12 protein-coding genes are annotated in these 15,420 nt (G+C 70.7%); 5 read left to right on the top strand and 7 right to left on the bottom strand.

What is annotated here, in order from left to right:
* The first annotated feature begins 82 nt into the window (after window positions 1-82).
* On the top strand, window positions 83-1,291 hold the full coding sequence (locus tag ACQEXA_RS45260; RefSeq protein ID WP_433132830.1) for an LLM class flavin-dependent oxidoreductase: 1,209 nt from the start codon (window positions 83-85) through the stop codon (window positions 1,289-1,291).
* Window positions 1,292-1,313: 22 nt separating this feature from the next.
* Entirely contained in the window at window positions 1,314-2,690 is a 1,377-nt protein-coding gene (locus tag ACQEXA_RS45265) for an NtaA/DmoA family FMN-dependent monooxygenase (protein ID WP_432925126.1), read from the top strand.
* Between the two features lie 223 nt (window positions 2,691-2,913).
* On the opposite strand, the gene ACQEXA_RS45270 is transcribed toward ACQEXA_RS45265, so the two are convergent.
* Both ACQEXA_RS45270 and ACQEXA_RS45275 read right to left on the bottom strand, forming a co-directional pair.
* Window positions 2,914-5,133, bottom strand: coding sequence for an NADP-dependent isocitrate dehydrogenase (locus tag ACQEXA_RS45270; protein WP_432925124.1), 2,220 nt, complete (start codon window positions 5,131-5,133; stop codon window positions 2,914-2,916).
* Between the two features lie 154 nt (window positions 5,134-5,287).
* A complete protein-coding gene (locus ACQEXA_RS45275) occupies window positions 5,288-5,548 on the bottom strand; it encodes a DUF4186 family protein (protein ID WP_432925122.1) in 261 nt (86 codons plus the stop codon).
* A 113-nt stretch (window positions 5,549-5,661) separates the two neighbouring features.
* Between ACQEXA_RS45275 and ACQEXA_RS45280 the strand changes: the two genes are divergently transcribed.
* On the top strand, window positions 5,662-7,281 hold the full coding sequence (locus ACQEXA_RS45280; RefSeq protein ID WP_433132832.1) for an IS200/IS605 family accessory protein TnpB-related protein: 1,620 nt from the start codon (window positions 5,662-5,664) through the stop codon (window positions 7,279-7,281).
* Here the strand turns inward: ACQEXA_RS45280 and ACQEXA_RS45285 are convergent.
* The 4 genes from ACQEXA_RS45285 to ACQEXA_RS45300 form a co-directional block, all read right to left on the bottom strand.
* A complete protein-coding gene (locus ACQEXA_RS45285; RefSeq protein ID WP_432925118.1) occupies window positions 7,271-7,486 on the bottom strand; it encodes a DUF4186 family protein in 216 nt (71 codons plus the stop codon). The two genes, ACQEXA_RS45280 and ACQEXA_RS45285, sit on opposite strands and share 11 nt — an antisense overlap.
* A gap of 176 nt (window positions 7,487-7,662) precedes the next feature.
* Complete coding sequence (locus ACQEXA_RS45290) at window positions 7,663-8,760, bottom strand: mechanosensitive ion channel family protein (protein ID WP_432925114.1); 1,098 nt, start codon at window positions 8,758-8,760, stop codon at window positions 7,663-7,665.
* Between the two features lie 266 nt (window positions 8,761-9,026).
* Window positions 9,027-9,791, bottom strand: coding sequence for a crotonase/enoyl-CoA hydratase family protein (locus tag ACQEXA_RS45295; protein ID WP_432925112.1), 765 nt, complete (start codon window positions 9,789-9,791; stop codon window positions 9,027-9,029).
* 72 nt (window positions 9,792-9,863) lie between these two features.
* Window positions 9,864-10,826: a lysylphosphatidylglycerol synthase transmembrane domain-containing protein gene (locus ACQEXA_RS45300; RefSeq protein ID WP_359391417.1), complete on the bottom strand. Its 963-nt coding sequence runs from the start codon at window positions 10,824-10,826 to the stop codon at window positions 9,864-9,866.
* A 203-nt stretch (window positions 10,827-11,029) separates the two neighbouring features.
* Between ACQEXA_RS45300 and ACQEXA_RS45305 the strand changes: the two genes are divergently transcribed.
* Together ACQEXA_RS45305 and ACQEXA_RS45310 are read left to right on the top strand one after the other, a co-directional pair.
* On the top strand, window positions 11,030-12,931 hold the full coding sequence (locus ACQEXA_RS45305; protein ID WP_432938979.1) for an ABC transporter ATP-binding protein: 1,902 nt from the start codon (window positions 11,030-11,032) through the stop codon (window positions 12,929-12,931).
* Window positions 12,932-13,070: 139 nt separating this feature from the next.
* Complete coding sequence (locus ACQEXA_RS45310) at window positions 13,071-14,309, top strand: SpoIIE family protein phosphatase (protein WP_432925109.1); 1,239 nt, start codon at window positions 13,071-13,073, stop codon at window positions 14,307-14,309.
* 59 nt (window positions 14,310-14,368) lie between these two features.
* Here the strand turns inward: ACQEXA_RS45310 and ACQEXA_RS45315 are convergent, their stop codons facing one another.
* A complete protein-coding gene (locus ACQEXA_RS45315; protein WP_433134751.1) occupies window positions 14,369-15,229 on the bottom strand; it encodes an oxidoreductase in 861 nt (286 codons plus the stop codon).
* Between the last annotated feature and the right edge of the window lie 191 nt (window positions 15,230-15,420).

The following is a 15,420-nucleotide window of genomic DNA, read 5'->3' on the forward strand; positions in this document are numbered from 1 at the left end:
TCCCGCTTCGCTCGCCCGCCGCCGTACCCGGCTTGCGCAAGGGGTCGGCGATCCCGTACGGAATTCAGGAAGGCACCCACTCGTGTCCTCAACTGCTCCTTCCCCTCTGCACCTTGCCGTCGCCCTGGAGGGCACCGGCTGGCACCCGGCCTCCTGGCGGGAACCGGTTGCCCGGCCCGGCGGCCTGTTCACCGCCGGCTACTGGGCGGACCTCGTCGCCGAGGCCGAGCGCGGCCTGATCGACTTCGTGACCTTCGAGGACGGCCTCGGCCCGCAGTCCTCGCACTTCCTGGACCCGGACGAACGCACCGACCAGGTCCGCGGACGCCTCGACGCCCTGCTGACCGCGACACGGGTCGCTCCTCTGACACGGCACATAGGCCTGGTGCCGACCGTGGTCGCCACGCATACGGAGCCGTTCCACACCTCCAAGGCGATCGCCACGCTCGACTACGTCAGCGGCGGCCGCGCGGGGCTGCGCGTGCAGATCACCGCGCGCCCGAACGAAGCCGCGCACTTCGGCCGCCGCACCATCCCCCGTATCGAGGCATACGGCGACCCCGCCGCACAGGACCTGGTGACCGACCTCTTCGACGAGGCCGCCGACTACGTCGAGGTCGTGCGCCGGCTCTGGGACAGCTGGGAGGACGACGCGGAGATCCGGGACGTCACGACCGGCCGCTTCATCGACCGCGACAAACTGCACTACATCGGCTTCGAGGGCAGGCACTTCAGCGTCAAGGGCCCCTCCATCACGCCACGCCCCCCGCAGGGCCATCCCCCTGTCACCGCCCTCGCCCACCAGACCGTGCCCTTCCGGCTCGTCGCCCGCTCCACCGACCTCGGCTACGTCACCCCGCACGACACCGAGCAGGCCCGGGCGATCGTCGCCGAGATCCGGGCCGAGCAGAGCGCGGCCGGGCGGGCCGGGGAACCGCTGCACCTCTTCGGCGACCTGGTGGTCTTCCTCGACGACGACCCCGCCGAAGCCGCCGAACGCCGGGAGCGACTGGACGCACTTGCTGAGTACCCGTATACCGGCGACGCCCGGATCTTCACCGGCACACCGGCACAACTGGCCGATCTGCTCCAGGAGTTGCAGTCGACCGGACTGTCCGGCTTCCGGCTGCGGCCCGCCGTGGCCGGGCACGACCTGCCGTACATCACCCGCGGACTCGTTCCCGAACTGCAGCGCCGCGGCGCCTTCCGCACCGCCTACGAGGCCGACACCCTGCGCGGGCTGCTGGGCCTCGCCCGTCCCGCCAACCGCTATGCCGCTCCCGCAGCCTGAGCCGGAAGGACTCCAGACCACCATGAGCAAGCCGCTCAAGCAGATCCACCTCGCGGCCCACTTCCCCGGCGTCAACAACACCACCGTGTGGAGCGACCCCAAGGCCGGCAGCCATATCGAGTTCAGCTCGTTCGTGCACTTCGCGCAGACCGCCGAACGCGCCAAGTTCGACTTCCTCTTCCTCGCCGAGGGGCTGCGCCTGCGGGAGCAGGGCGGCGAGATCTACGACCTGGACGTGGTGGGCCGGCCCGACACCTTCACCGTGCTCGCCGCGCTCGCCGCCGTCACCGACCGCCTCGGCCTGACGGGCACCATCAACTCGACCTTCAACGAGCCCTACGAGGTGGCCCGCCAGTTCGCGAGCCTCGACCACCTCTCCGGCGGACGCTCCGCCTGGAACGTCGTCACCTCCTGGGACGCCTTCACCGGCGAGAACTTCCGCCGCGGCGGCTTCCTGCCGCAGGAGGAGCGCTACTCCCGCGCCAAGGAGTTCTTGGCCACCGCCAGTGAACTCTTCGACTCCTGGCGGGGCGACGAGATCGCCGCCGACCAGGCCACCGGTGTCTTCCTGCGCGACGCGAAGGCCGGCGCCTTCGTCCACGAGGGACAGCACTTCGACATCCACGGCCGGTTCAACGTCCCCCGCAGCCCCCAGGGCCGGCCGGTGATCTTCCAGGCCGGTGACTCCGAGGAGGGCCGCGAGTTCGCCGCGTCGAGTGCCGACGCGATCTTCAGCCGGTACAGCACCCTGGAAGCGGGCCAGGCCTTCTACAAGGACGTCAAGGGCCGCCTCGCCAAGTACGGCCGCAGGGCGGACCAACTGCTGATCCTGCCCGCCGCCACCTTCGTCCTAGGCGAGACCGACGCGGAGGCCGAGGAACTGGCCCGCGAGGTGCGCCGCCGACAGGTCAGCGGCGCCACGGCGATCAAACACCTGGAGTTCGTCTGGAACCGGGACCTGTCCGGCTACGACCCGGACGGCCCGCTGCCCGAGATCGACCCGGACCTCGGCGAACACCACATCGCACGGGGACGGGCGCAGGTGCGCATGTACCGTGACCCGCTGGCGACCGCCCGGGAGTGGCGAGAGCTGGCCGCAGCGAACAACTGGTCCATCCGCGACCTGGTGATCAACACCGGCAACCGCCAGACGTTCGTCGGGTCCCCGGCCACCGTCGCGCGGACCATCGACGGCTTCGTGCAGTCCGACGCGTCCGACGGCTTCATCCTCGTTCCGCACATCACCCCGGGTGGCCTGGACGTCTTCGCCGACACCGTGGTCCCGCTGCTTCAGGAGCGCGGCGTCTTCCGCACCGAGTACGCGGGCACGACCCTGCGCGATCACCTGGGCCTGGACCACCCCGACGCCGGGACGTCCAGCGAGCGGGCGGCTTCGTAGGACGACGCGGGGCTCTTCCACCTGTCGCCAGGCGCGGCGCTCGTGCACGTGGCGTGGGACACGGCGGGCGCGCTCGTTCTCCCGCGGCGGCATCGGCCCCGGCGGCGGCGAGCCCCGCCGTGGACCGGGTGCGGGCAGGGGCCGCCGGGGCGACGACAGAACGCGGCCGCCCCGGCCGGAGTGGATCCGGCCGGGGCGGCTGTCCGCTGCTGTGCGGGCTGCCTTACGCGAGGGCGGCCAGCGCCTCGTTCCAGGTGGCCGAGGGGCGCATGACCTGAGCGGCCTTGGCCGGGTCGGGCTGGTAGTAGCCGCCGATGTCGGCCGGCTTGCCCTGGACAGCGATCAGCTCCTCGACGATCTTCTGCTCGTTGGCCGCGAGCGTCTCGGCGAGCGGGGCGAACGCCTTGGCCAGATCCGCGTCGTCGGTCTGCTGGGCCAGCTCCTGCGCCCAGTACAGGGACAGGTAGAAGTGGCTGCCGCGGTTGTCGATGCCGCCGACGCGCCGGGTCGGGGACTTGTCCTCGTTGAGGAAGGTCGCCGTGGCGCGGTCGAGGGTGTCGGCGAGGACCTGGGCGCGCTGGTTGCCGGTGGCCTTCGCGTACTGCTCGAAGGACGGCACGAGCGCGAAGAACTCGCCCAGCGAGTCCCAGCGCAGGTAGTTCTCCTTCACCAGCTGCTGGACGTGCTTGGGGGCGGAGCCGCCGGCGCCCGTCTCGAACAGGCCGCCGCCCGCCATCAGCGGGACGACCGACAGCATCTTGGCGCTGGTGCCCAGCTCCAGGATCGGGAACAGGTCGGTGAGGTAGTCACGCAGCACGTTGCCGGTGACGGAGATGGTGTTCTCACCGCGGCGGATGCGCTCCACGGACAGCTTGGTGGCCTCGACGGGGGCCAGGATGCGGATGTCCAGGCCCTCGGTGTCGTGCTCCTGCAGGTACTGCTCGGCCTTGGCGATCAGGTTGGCGTCGTGGGCCCGGGTGGCGTCCAGCCAGAACACGGCCGGGTCGCCGGTGGCGCGGGCGCGGGTGACGGCGAGCTTCACCCAGTCCTTGATCGGGGCGTCCTTGGTCTGGCAGGCGCGGAAGATGTCGCCGGCGGAGACGGTCTGCTCGAGGACGACGTTGCCGGCCTGGTCGACCAGGCGGACCGTGCCCGTGGTCGGGATCTCGAAGGTCTTGTCGTGGCTGCCGTACTCCTCGGCCTTCTGCGCCATGAGGCCGACGTTCGGGACCGAGCCCATGGTGGCCGGGTCGTAGGCGCCGTTGGCGCGGCAGTCGTCGAGCACGGCCTGGTAGACACCGGAGTAGCTGGAGTCCGGCAGGACCGCGAGGGTGTCGTGCTCCTGGCCGTCCGGGCCCCACATGTGCCCGGAGGTGCGGATCATGGCCGGCATCGAGGCGTCGACGATGACGTCGGAGGGGACGTGCAGGTTGGTGATGCCCTTGTCGGAGTCGACCATCGCCAGCTCCGGGCCCTCGGCGAGCTCGGCGTCGAAGGAGGCCTTGATCTCCTCGCCGTTGGGCAGCGACTCGAGGCCCTTGAAGATGCCGCCGAGACCGTCGTTCGGGGTCAGCCCGGCCGCGGCGAACGCCTCGCCGTACTTCGCGAAGGTCTTCGGGAAGAAGGCGCGCACCACGTGACCGAAGACGATCGGGTCGGAGACCTTCATCATCGTGGCCTTCAGGTGCACGGAGAACAGGACGCCCTCCTCCTTGGCGCGCCCGACCTGCGCGGTCAGGAACTCGCGCAGGGCGGCCACGCGCATCACGGAGGCGTCCACGACCTCACCGGCGAGGACCGGGACGGACTCGCGCAGCACGGTGGTGGAGCCGTCGTCGCCCTTCAGCTCGATGCGCAGCGAACCGGCCTCGGAGATCACCGCGGACTTCTCGGTGGAACGGAAGTCGTCCACGCCCATGGTCGCGACGTTCGTCTTCGACTCGGAGGTCCAGGCGCCCATGCGGTGCGGGTGGGTCTTGGCGTAGTTCTTCACCGAGGCGGGGGCGCGGCGGTCGGAGTTGCCCTCGCGCAGCACCGGGTTCACGGCGGAGCCCTTGACCTTGTCGAAACGGGCGCGGATCTCCCGCTCCTCGTCGGTCTTCGGCTCGTCCGGGTAGTCCGGCAGCGCGTAGCCCTGGGCCTGCAGTTCGGCCACGGCCGCCTTCAGCTGCGGGACGGACGCCGAGACGTTGGGCAGCTTGATGATGTTGGCCGCGGGGGTCCTGGCCAGTTCGCCCAGCTCAGCGAGGGCGTCGTTGATCCGCTGGTCCTCGTTCAGGTACTCGGGGAAGACCGCGAGGATGCGCCCGGCCAGCGAGATGTCACGGGTCTCCACAGTGACACCCGCCTGCGAGGCGTACGCCTGGACCACCGGCAGGAAGGAATACGTCGCCAGGGCCGGGGCCTCGTCAGTGTGTGTGTAAATGATGGTCGAGTCAGTCACCGGGTGCTCCGCTCCACGTCTGCAACATTGCTCGACATCAAGATATCTCGTGAGCGGCCCTCGCTCGACAGTGGCCCGCGCCCTGGGCGCCTCTGCCGGATGATCGGCGCCGGAAGCACGGCCCGTGCGGTCCTGTGGCCCGTCCCGCCGCCCGTCAGGCCAGGCCCCGGCCGACGGCTCTCGCCGCGGCCGACGCCACCTCCCGCTCGATCCAGCGGCAGATCACCGTCACCACATAGGCGCGTTCCGCGCGGCTCAGGTCCCGTCCTTTGGGGATCTCGTGCCAGCGCTGCAGGCAGGTACGGCAGCACGTCGCGGTCGCGTGCTGGGCGACGAAGACCGGGTGGCCCCGGTAGGGGGTTGGGAGCTGTTCGTTTTCAAATGTGCCGGAGCGTGCATGAGTGTGCACGGGCATGTTCTGGTTCGTGGTGTTGCTGCGTGCGCACGTCGTATGGCGGGCATCGATGTCAGTGCCGGCCCGTACCGTTCTTCCGGTTGCCGGTCAAGCGTGGTGGAGGGAGTGCATCGATGCGCGGTGAGCCGTTGCGCACGATCGCTGCTCCCTTCGTGGCCGTCGGCCCGTCGGGCGTGGCGATCCGGACCCGCCTAAAACACCTGAGCGCCGACGACGAGGAGGTGCTGCGCCTGGTGGGCGCGCATCTTGGTTCGCTGGCCTCGAAGGACCTCAAACGCCGGTGCGCTGAGGGCTTGGAGCACTCCGCGGATAGGTGGGCGGAGCGCAAGCGGGCCCTGACGGAGGAGTCTTCGTCGCGCTGGGCCGGGAGCATCACCAAGGCCACGCATGATCAGTGGGCGCTTGCGCGGCGTGCCCGGTCGGCGCACATCCAGAGCCTTGAGGCCAGCATCAAGATGATCGCGCATCGATTGTCGCTGCCGGTGGGTGAGAAGGGCACGAAGCGGGCCCCTGGCGGATACCGCACGCGGCAGGAGTGGTTCCAAAAGACGCGGCGACTGCGCTTGCTTGAGGACCGGCTGGAGCGTGAGCGGGCCGATCACGAGATGGGGCGAGTCCGGGTAGTGCGAGGCGGTAAGCGCCTGCTCAACACCCGACACCACCTTGACGCGGCGCAGCTCACCGAGCACGCATGGCGCCGGCGTTGGGAGGCTGAGCGCTGGTTCCTCCGGGCGGACGGCGAGTCGGGCAAGCGGTTCGGGAACGAGACGATCCGCGTCACCCCGGACGGCACGGTGAGCATCAAGCTCCCCGCCCCACTCGCACACCTGGCGAACGCCCCGCATGGCCGGTACGTCCTCGCCCCAACCGTGGTCTTCCACCACCGTAGCGACGAGTGGGCCGACCGCATCACCACGAACCGGTCCGTGGCCTACCGCATCCACTACGACACAGACCGCTCCCGCTGGTACCTCACCGCCTCCTGGACCATCCCGCCCATCAAGACCGTCCCCCTCGACGTAGCCCGCGCCCGCGGACTGATCGGCGTGGACACCAACGCGGACCACCTCGCCGCCTGGCGCCTCGATCAGCACGGCAACCCATGCGGCCAGCCGCGCCGGTTCTTCTACGACCTGTCCGGCACCGCGATGCATCGTGACGCCCAGGTACGGCATGCACTGATCCGGCTCCTGCACTGGGCCCAACGCCACGACCTGTCGATCGCGATCGAAGACCTCGACTTCAGCGCGGAGAAAACCCGGGAGAAACACGGGCGCCAGAAGCGGTTCAGGCGGTTGATCTCCGGTATGCCCGTGTCCAAGCTGCGGGCCCGGCTCGTCAGCATGGCGGCCGAACTCGGCATCACCATCATCGCCGTGGACCCGGCCTACACCAGCAGGTGGGGCGCCCAGCACTGGCAGAAACCCCTCACCCACACGACCAGGAAAACCAGCCGTCACGATGCCGCGAGCATCGCGATCGGCAGGCGCGCCCTCGGGCATCGCATCCGGCGACGGACGGCACCGCCTTCTGCCCACCAGAGCGATGGACAGGAGCATCGGACCGCCCAGGCCGGACACGGCGCCCCAGGGCGTGAGGGAACCCGCCCCCGCATCCCCGGACCACGGACACGATCCACTGGGACCAGACGCGGCGCGAACGCGGGAGACCAGGACGCCCAACACCGTTCGGAGCGTCCGACTGAGCCCGTGCAACCCATGCTCAGTCCCTAGGAACGGTCTGCTTGCCGTCCTTGTACGGCTCGGCCGGTGCCAGCCGCCTGGCGATGAGGTCGTAGGCGTGCCGGCGCAACAGGGCGGGGCCGCTCAGTTCGGCGGTGGCCAGGTCGCGTCCGCGCAGATGGAACCTCGCGCGGAACGGATGGCGTGCGATCACGTCCAGCCGCTGGTCGAGCGAGCGAGTCGTCGGATCAGACATCGAGTTTTCCGGTCGGGGGTGTCACGCTCTTTCGAGCATATGACCGGCGACGCGCGGACATGGAAGCCGAGCGCCTGGGCAGCGGCCCCGGCCCGGGCGATCGGCCGGGCCGGGGCGTGCTGGGCGGACGGACGGCCGGAGGGCGGCCCGGCGCGGAGCCCGTCAGGAGCCCGGTGTCACAGCGCGAGCGGACCGCCGTGCTCGACGGCCGCGTCGTCGGCGCCGCGCTGATGCGGTATGACCGCCGAGCCCTGCTGGAGCGCCACCGTCCGGGCCGGTGCGGGGATGCGGATGCCCTCGGCCCGGTACCGCTTGTGCAGGCGCTTGATGAACTCGTGCTTGATGCGGTATTGGTCGCTGAACTCGCCGACACCGAGGATCACCGTGAAGCCGATCCGGGAGTCGCCGAACGTGTGGAAGCGGATGGCCGGTTCATGGTCCGGGACCGCTCCGGTGATCTCCGTCATCACCTCGGCCACGACCTCGGTGGTGACCTTCTCCACATGCTCCAGGTCGCTGTCGTAGCCGACCCCCACCTGCACCAGCACGGTCAACTGCTGCTCGGGGCGGGTGTAGTTGATCATGTTGGTCTTGGCGAGCTCCCCGTTGGGGATGACGACCAGGTTGTTGGAGAGCTGGCGGACGGTCGTCTGCCGCCAGTTGATGTCGACGACATAGCCCTCCTCGCCGCTGCTCAGCCGGATGTAGTCGCCGGGCTGAACGGTCTTGGAGGCGAGGATGTGGATGCCCGCGAAGAGGTTCGCCAGGGTGTCCTGGAGGGCGAGGGCGACGGCCAGACCGCCGACACCGAGGGCGGTGAGCAGCGGCGCTATGGAGATGCCCAGGGTCTGAAGCATCACCAGGAAGCCCATCGCCAGCACCACGACCCGGGTGATGTTAACGAAGATCGAGGCCGATCCGGCGACCCCGGACCGGGACTGGGTGACCGTCCGCACCAGGCCGGCGATCACCCTCGCGGCCGTCACCGTCGCGACGAAGATGAGCAGCACGCTCAGCGTCTGGTTGACGTGGTGCTGCACCGTCCGCGTGAGCGGCAGCACCGCGGCCGCGGCGGCCGTGCCGGCGGCGATCGCCGCCCACGGCACCAGCGTCCGCAGGGCGTCCACGATGACGTCGTCGCCGCTCCACTTGGTACGGCTCGCATGCCCGCCCAGCCAGCGCAGCAGTATGCGCAGCAGGAATCCGGCCGCCAGGCCCGCCGCCACGGCTATTCCGGCGACGACCAGATCGTCCAGGGTGAGTGCGCGGTTCACCGGTCACCTCCCGTGAGGGGGAGGGGGCTGCCGGGCCGGATGTGAGGAGTCGTCACCTTGCCACCTGCTCGAATACGGGCGGCACACGGCCGTGCATCAGGGATGCACGGCCGTGTGCCCATGGGATGCACGATCGCGCTGCGAAGCGGTGTGCGCCGTTCCGCAGCGAAAGGTCATCCTGCCGTATCCAGGAGCCCGGCCGTCACCGGGCCGTTCGGAAGCCGCCCTTGACGTGCGCTCCGTCGTGCGGCAGTCGTCCGTCGCGGTCACATGTCCGAGAACGACCCGTGCCGTCCGGCCCCCGCCGTGAACCGGGCGGCGCCCTCCAGGCCCTCGGCCAGCACCCCCATGCCGTAGCGGAGTTCGCCCCGCATCGCCGTCGTCTCGTCCTGTCCCTGCTGGTCGAGGACGGAGGCGCGGTCGCCGCGCAGGCAGGCCTGTGGGAAGCGGGCGATCTCGGCGGCGAGTTCCTCGGCCGCCGCGCGTGCCTGTCCCGTCGGCACGACGCGGTTGGCGAGGCCCATCTCGTGGGCCTCGCGGGCGGGTACGGGACGGCCGGTGAGGATCATGTCCATGGCCCGGCCGGCACCGATCAGCCGTGGCAGCCGCACCGTCCCGCCGTCGATGAGTGGCACACCCCAGCGACGGCAGAAGACCCCGAACACCGCGTCCTCCTCAGCGACGCGCAGATCGCACCAGAGCGCCAACTCCAGACCGCCGGCCACCGCGTGTCCGGTGACCGCCGCGATCACGGGCTTGGACAGCCGCAGCCGGGTCGGCCCCATCGGGCCGTCGCCGTCCTCGGCCACGCGATTGCCGCGCTCGGTGCCCACGGCCTTCAGATCGGCGCCCGCGCAGAACGTCCCGCCCTCGCCCCACAGCACCGCCACCCGCGCGGACGCGTCCGCCTCGAACTCCCTGAAGGCGGCGGCCAGCGCGGCGGCGGTCGGCCCGTCCACGGCGTTGCGGGCTTCGGGGCGGGAGAGGACGACCGTGGTGACGTACCCCTGGCGTTCGGTCCGGACCGGCATCGGGCTGCCCCTTTCACACGGCGGAGGGCTGGCCCAGCAGAGGTTACTCGGGAGTACGGCCGCTGTCCCCGGTCAGATCACCTTCAGCCGCACGAGTGCCCCGAGCGTGAGCGCCCCCGGCACCAGCGGCACCCACACCGTGATGATCCGGTACGCCAGGACCACCGCCGTCGCCAGGGCCACCGGGGCGCCGGCCGCGACCAGGGTGACGATCAGCGCCGCCTCCACCGAGCCGATGCCGCCGGGCGTGGGCACGGCCGCGACCGCGATGGTCGCCGCCAGATAGGCGACGGCCATGTGCGCGGGCGGCACCGGCAGGTCCAAGGCCCGCCCCACCGCGGCCAGTCCGGCCGCCTGGAGTGCCGGGAAGGCCAGCGACCCGCCCCACAGGGCGATCGCGCGGGAGGGACGCGTGTGCACCGTGCGGGCCTCGCCGAGTGCCGCGCGCAGGAAGGAGAACACGGCCGTGCGCAGCCGGCGCACGAGCAGCACCACCGCGAGCGCCACGCACACCGCCGCTACCACACCGATCAGCACCGGGCCCACCGCCGGGGCGGGCAGGAGGGTGCCGAGGCGGAGGGCGTGCGGGAAGGCGATCAGCAGGGCCACCAGCAGACCGGTCCGGGTGATCGACTCGGCGAGCAGGTACAGCGCGATCGCCGCCGACGAACTGGCCAGCGGCACCCCGCACACCGTCATGAAACGGAGGTTGACCGCACCCGCTCCCAGACCGGTCGGCAGCAGATGGTTGGCCGCGCCCGCCGCGAACTGGGTGGCGAGCAACCGGCGTACGGGCAGCCGCTGCATGACCGCGCCCTGGCGGGTGAAGGCGGCCGCCACCCAGGTCAGACAGGTGGCGCCGGCGGCCGCCACCAGCCAGGGCCACTCGGCGGACGCCAGTTGCTTGAAGCCCTCCACGAGCACGGACCAGTGCTGTACCGCGACCACGGCCACGAGGGCCAGCGGAAGCAGGCACAGGATCTGGCGGACCGGGACACGTCCGGCGAGTCGCTGAGGGAGACGTACGGCACTCACACCGGGAGAGGTTTTCCGTGCCGCACCAACGTGAGGTTGCGGGCGTGCGGACGGCGGCTGACGTGCGGGGCAAGGCACGGGAGCGACCGGGTTTCCGGGTGCCCGTGTCGCAGGGGCATTCGTCCCGGTCTCCCTGCGCGTGAAGCCCGCCGCCTTCCCTTGACCTCAAGGTTGCTCGAGGTCCTAACGTCTGTCTTATGAGCATGGAGACCACCGCCTGGCACCAGTTGCACAGCGTCATGAGCGCGCAGCGGGAGCGCCGCCCCCTCGACCGCGCCACGCTGCGCCGCATCGGCGCGTTCGCGCGCCCCCACCGCCCCCGCATCGTGCAGTTCGTCCTGGTCAGCGTGGTGACGGCACTGCTCGCGGTGGCGACCCCGCTGCTCGCCGGCCGTGTCGTCGACGCGATCGTGTCGCACGGCGACCCGGGAACCGTCGTACGGCTGTCGCTGTTCATCGCCCTCATCGCGGTCGCCGAGGCCGCGCTCGGGCTCCTCGGCCGCAGGCTGTCGGCCACGCTCGGGGAAGGCCTCATCCTCGATCTGCGGACGGCTGTGTTCGATCATGTGCAGCGCATGCCGGTCGCGTTCTTCACACGTACCCGTACGGGCGCGCTGGTCAGTCGTCTCAACAACGACGTCATCGGTGCGCAGCGCGCCTTCAGCAACACCCTGTCGGGAGTCGTCGGCAATGTGGTCACGCTACTGCTCACGCTGGTCGTGATGCTGACCCTGTCCTGGCAGATCACCCTGCTCGCCCTGGTGCTGCTGCCGGTCTTCCTGTTCCCCGCGCGGCGGATGGGCCGCCGGATGGCGCTGCTGCAACGGGAGGCCGCCGACCTCAACGCCGCGATGGGCACCCGGATGACCGAACGCTTCTCCGCACCCGGTGCCACGCTCGTCAAACTCTTCGGGCGCCCCGAGGAGGAGTCCGAAGAGTTCGCCGCGCGGGCCCGCCGGGTGCGGGACATCGGGGTGCGGACGGCCATGTCCCAGTCGGCGTTCATCACCGCGCTCACGCTGGTCTCCGCCCTGGCGCTCGCCCTGGTCTACGGGCTCGGCGGCTGGTTCGCCCTGCGCGGCAGCCTTGAGGCGGGCTCCGTCGTCTCACTCGCCCTGCTGCTCACCCGGCTCTACGCACCCCTCACCTCCCTCGCGGGGGCCCGCGTCGAGATCATGAGCGCGCTCGTCAGCTTCGAGCGCGTCTTCGAAGTACTGGACCTGAAGCCGCTGATCGAGGAGCGGCCGAGACCGCGGCAGGTCCCCGGCGGTCCGGTGGCGGTGGAATTCGAGGACGTCCGCTTCGGGTATCCGGCCGCCGACAAGGTCTCCCTGGCCTCGCTCGAGGAGGTAGCGGTCCTGGACACGCGCGGCGGCGCCGAGATCCTCCACGGTGTCTCCTTCCGCGCCGAGCCCGGCCAGACGGTCGCCCTCGTGGGGTCCTCAGGCGCCGGCAAGTCCACCATCGCGGCACTGCTCCCGCGGCTGTACGACGTCGACGAGGGCACCGTCCGCATCGGCGGCGTCGACGTCCGCGACCTGAGCGCCGCATCACTGCGCGAGACCCTCGGCATGGTCACCCAGGACGGCCATCTGTTCCACGACACGGTGCGGGCCAACTTGCTGCTGGCCGACCCCGGGGCGAGCGAGGACGACCTGTGGGACGTGCTGCTCCGGGCCCGCCTCGACGACCTCGTACGTGCCCTGCCCGACGGGCTCGACACGGTCGTCGGTGAGCGCGGCTACCGACTGTCCGGCGGCGAGCGCCAGCGCCTGACCATCGCCCGTCTGCTGCTGGCCCGCCAGCGGGTCGTCATCCTCGACGAGGCCACCGCCCATCTGGACAACACCTCCGAGGCGGCCGTGCAGGAGGCCCTCACGGAGGCGCTGGAGGGCCGTACCGCCGTCGTCATCGCCCACCGCCTGTCCACCGTGCGGGCAGCCGACGTGATCCTCGTCGTCGAGTCGGGCCGGATCGTGGAGCGGGGCACCCACGAGGAGCTGCTGACCAGGGGCGGGCGGTACGCGGAGCTCTACCGGACACAGTTCGCGAAGCCGGCGCACTGGGAGGCGGAGGGCGGAGCGGAGACGGAAGCCGTCGCGTAGACGGCAGGTCCCCGTTCCTGATGTGCCCCGGCCGCGTGTCCGCACCGTGCCGTTCTCTCCGGGGGGCGCCTGAGCTGCGCGGATCGTAGCGTGAAGGGGGTGGCGCAGCGCGGCGCGGTGCACAAGGGAGACGGTGACGATGCCGACGATGGACTACGCGGCACTGTTCGCCGCCACACCGAGTCCCTACCTCGTGCTGGCCCCGGACCTGATCATCGTGGAGGTCAACCAGGCCTATCTGAACGCGACCAGCCGGACCCGGGACGACCTGATCGGACAGCACATCTTCGAGGCCTTCCCGGAGAACCCCGACGACCCGGATGCCGACGGTGTGCGCAATCTGAACGCCTCGTTGCACCGTGTCCTGAACTCCAAACAGCCCGACACGATGGCGCTGCAGAAGTACGACATCCCCATCATGGGCAGACCCGGCGCATTCGACGAGCGATGGTGGTCCCCGGTCAACACGCCGATCCTCGACCCCGAGGGGAAGGTCACGTGGATCATCCACCGCGTGGAGGACGTGACCGGGTACATCCTGACCCACGGCAGAGGCGACTGGCGCCTGTCCAAGCACCTCACCGAGCGCGAGGCCCTGGAGGCCGAGCTCTACGCACGGGCGCGCGAGCTGCAGTTGCTGAACGAGGAGCTGCGGCAGGCGCACACCCGTGAGCGCAAGGTGGCTGTGGCACTCCAGGAGGCCATGCTCCAGGCACCCGACCTGGCCCGGCACGAGAACGTGGCGGTGCGCTATCTGCCCGCCACCGGCTCGCTGAACGTGTGCGGCGACTGGTACGACGTCATCGATCTGTCCGAGACCCGGTTCGCGGTGGCGGTCGGCGACGTCGTCGGCCACGGTCTGGAGGCCGCGGCCGTCATGGGGATGCTCCGCAGCGCGCTGAGCGCCGCCACCCGCGCGCTGGAGGGGCCCGCCCAGGCACTGGAGGTGCTCGGCCTGTACGCCCGGTCGGTGGAAGGCGCGCTGAACACCACCGCTGTCAAGGCGCTGATCGACACTCGCAGCGAACTGATCATCTACAGCAGCGCCGGCCACCCGCCCCCCGTCCTCGTCCATCGGGACGGCACGTGCGAACTGCTCGACAAGGCGACCGACCCGCCGCTGGCCGCCCGGCCCCAGCACGTGCCACGCCCGCAGGCCTGCCAGCCCTACCGGCCGGGCGACACGCTCGTCCTCTACACCGACGGGCTGATCGAGCGCCGGAACGAGCACATAGAGACGGGTCTGAGCCGGCTGACCGACGTCCTCGGCCGCTACTGCACCCTCGGCCCGGAGCGCCTGGCCGACGTCCTGCTGACGCAACTCGGCGTGGCTGGCGGCGCCCGGGACGACATCGCCCTGGTCATCATCCGGCTGTGACGCGGAAAAGGAGCCCCTCCGTCGCCGCCGTACCCCACCGCGCCGTGCGGCTGAGTCCCTCACGCCCCGATGGCGTCCAGTTCGGCGTCGGCGGGCAGGACCAGGCCGGCGGCGGCGATGTTCTCGCGCAGGTGGGCGAGCGAGGAGGTGCCGGGGATGACGACGATGCCCGGCGAGCGCTGGAGCAGCCAGGCCAGAGCGACCTGTTGCCGGGAGGCCTCGAGGCGGGTGGCGACCTTGTCGAGGGTCTCGGACTGCAGCGGGCTGAAACCGCCCAGCGGGAAGAACGGGGCGAAGGCGATGTTCTCGTCCGCGCACCGCTGCACCAGCGCGTCGTCCTGCCGGTTGGCCAGGTTGTAGAGGTTCTGCACGGTGACGACGGGCGCGATGGCCTGGGCCTCGGCGAGCTGCGCCGCGGAGACACCGCTGAGCCCGAGGTGGCGGATCAGGCCCTGCTGCCGGAGCTCCGCCAGGGCGCCGAACTGCTCGGACAGGGGCTCGTCGTCGGTGGTGTCGTGACCGCCGACCCGCAGGTTGACCACGTCCAGGGTGTCCAGGCCGAGGTGGGTGAGGTTCTCGCGGACCTGATCCTTGAGATCCGCGGGGTCCAGGGACGGGATCCAACTGCCGTCGCTGCCCCGGCGGGCACCGACCTTGGTGACGATGTGCACACCTGCGGGATACGGAGCGAGGGCTTCCCTGATCAGCTCGTTGACCACGACGGGACCGTAGAAGTCGGCGGTGTCGATATGGGTGACGCCGGCCTCCACCGCCGCGCGCAGCACCGCGAGCGCCTGGTCACGGTCCCTGGGCGGCCCGAAGACGTGCGGACCCGCCAGTTGCATCGCGCCGTATCCCATACGGGAGACCGTCACGCCGTCCGCCAGAGTGACCGTACCGCCGGCGAGGGTGGTGACCATGGTGTTCCTCTCGTTCACACGTTGGACATTGCTCCCCGGAGCGGCAACGACGGACGGTGTGCCGGTTCCGACCCGGAGTGACACGTCCATCCTCGGGGCGGCCCGTTCCCGCAGGTAGTTCCCTGAGGTTCCTGGGAGTGACAGGGCCAGGCGCCTTCGGCCCGAGACCACCCGGCGGTCCCGGTCTGTCC

This window comes from Streptomyces sp. CA-106110, assembly GCF_050936285.1.
Lineage (GTDB): Bacteria > Actinomycetota > Actinomycetes > Streptomycetales > Streptomycetaceae > Streptomyces.

Excerpts from the sequence above, each read along its gene's own strand:
- ACQEXA_RS45265 (WP_432925126.1), top strand. The coding sequence starts at position 1,314 with ATGAGCAAGCCGCTCAAGCAGATCCACCTCGCGGCCCACTTCCCCGGC.
- ACQEXA_RS45275 (WP_432925122.1), bottom strand. The coding sequence starts at position 5,548 with ATGCCCGTGCACACTCATGCACGCTCCGGCACATTTGAAAACGAACAG.
- ACQEXA_RS45280 (WP_433132832.1), top strand. The coding sequence starts at position 5,662 with ATGCGCGGTGAGCCGTTGCGCACGATCGCTGCTCCCTTCGTGGCCGTC.
- ACQEXA_RS45285 (WP_432925118.1), bottom strand. The coding sequence starts at position 7,486 with ATGTCTGATCCGACGACTCGCTCGCTCGACCAGCGGCTGGACGTGATC.
- ACQEXA_RS45295 (WP_432925112.1), bottom strand. The coding sequence starts at position 9,791 with ATGCCGGTCCGGACCGAACGCCAGGGGTACGTCACCACGGTCGTCCTC.
- ACQEXA_RS45305 (WP_432938979.1), top strand. The coding sequence starts at position 11,030 with ATGGAGACCACCGCCTGGCACCAGTTGCACAGCGTCATGAGCGCGCAG.
- ACQEXA_RS45310 (WP_432925109.1), top strand. The coding sequence starts at position 13,071 with ATGCCGACGATGGACTACGCGGCACTGTTCGCCGCCACACCGAGTCCC.
- ACQEXA_RS45315 (WP_433134751.1), bottom strand. The coding sequence starts at position 15,229 with ATGGTCACCACCCTCGCCGGCGGTACGGTCACTCTGGCGGACGGCGTG.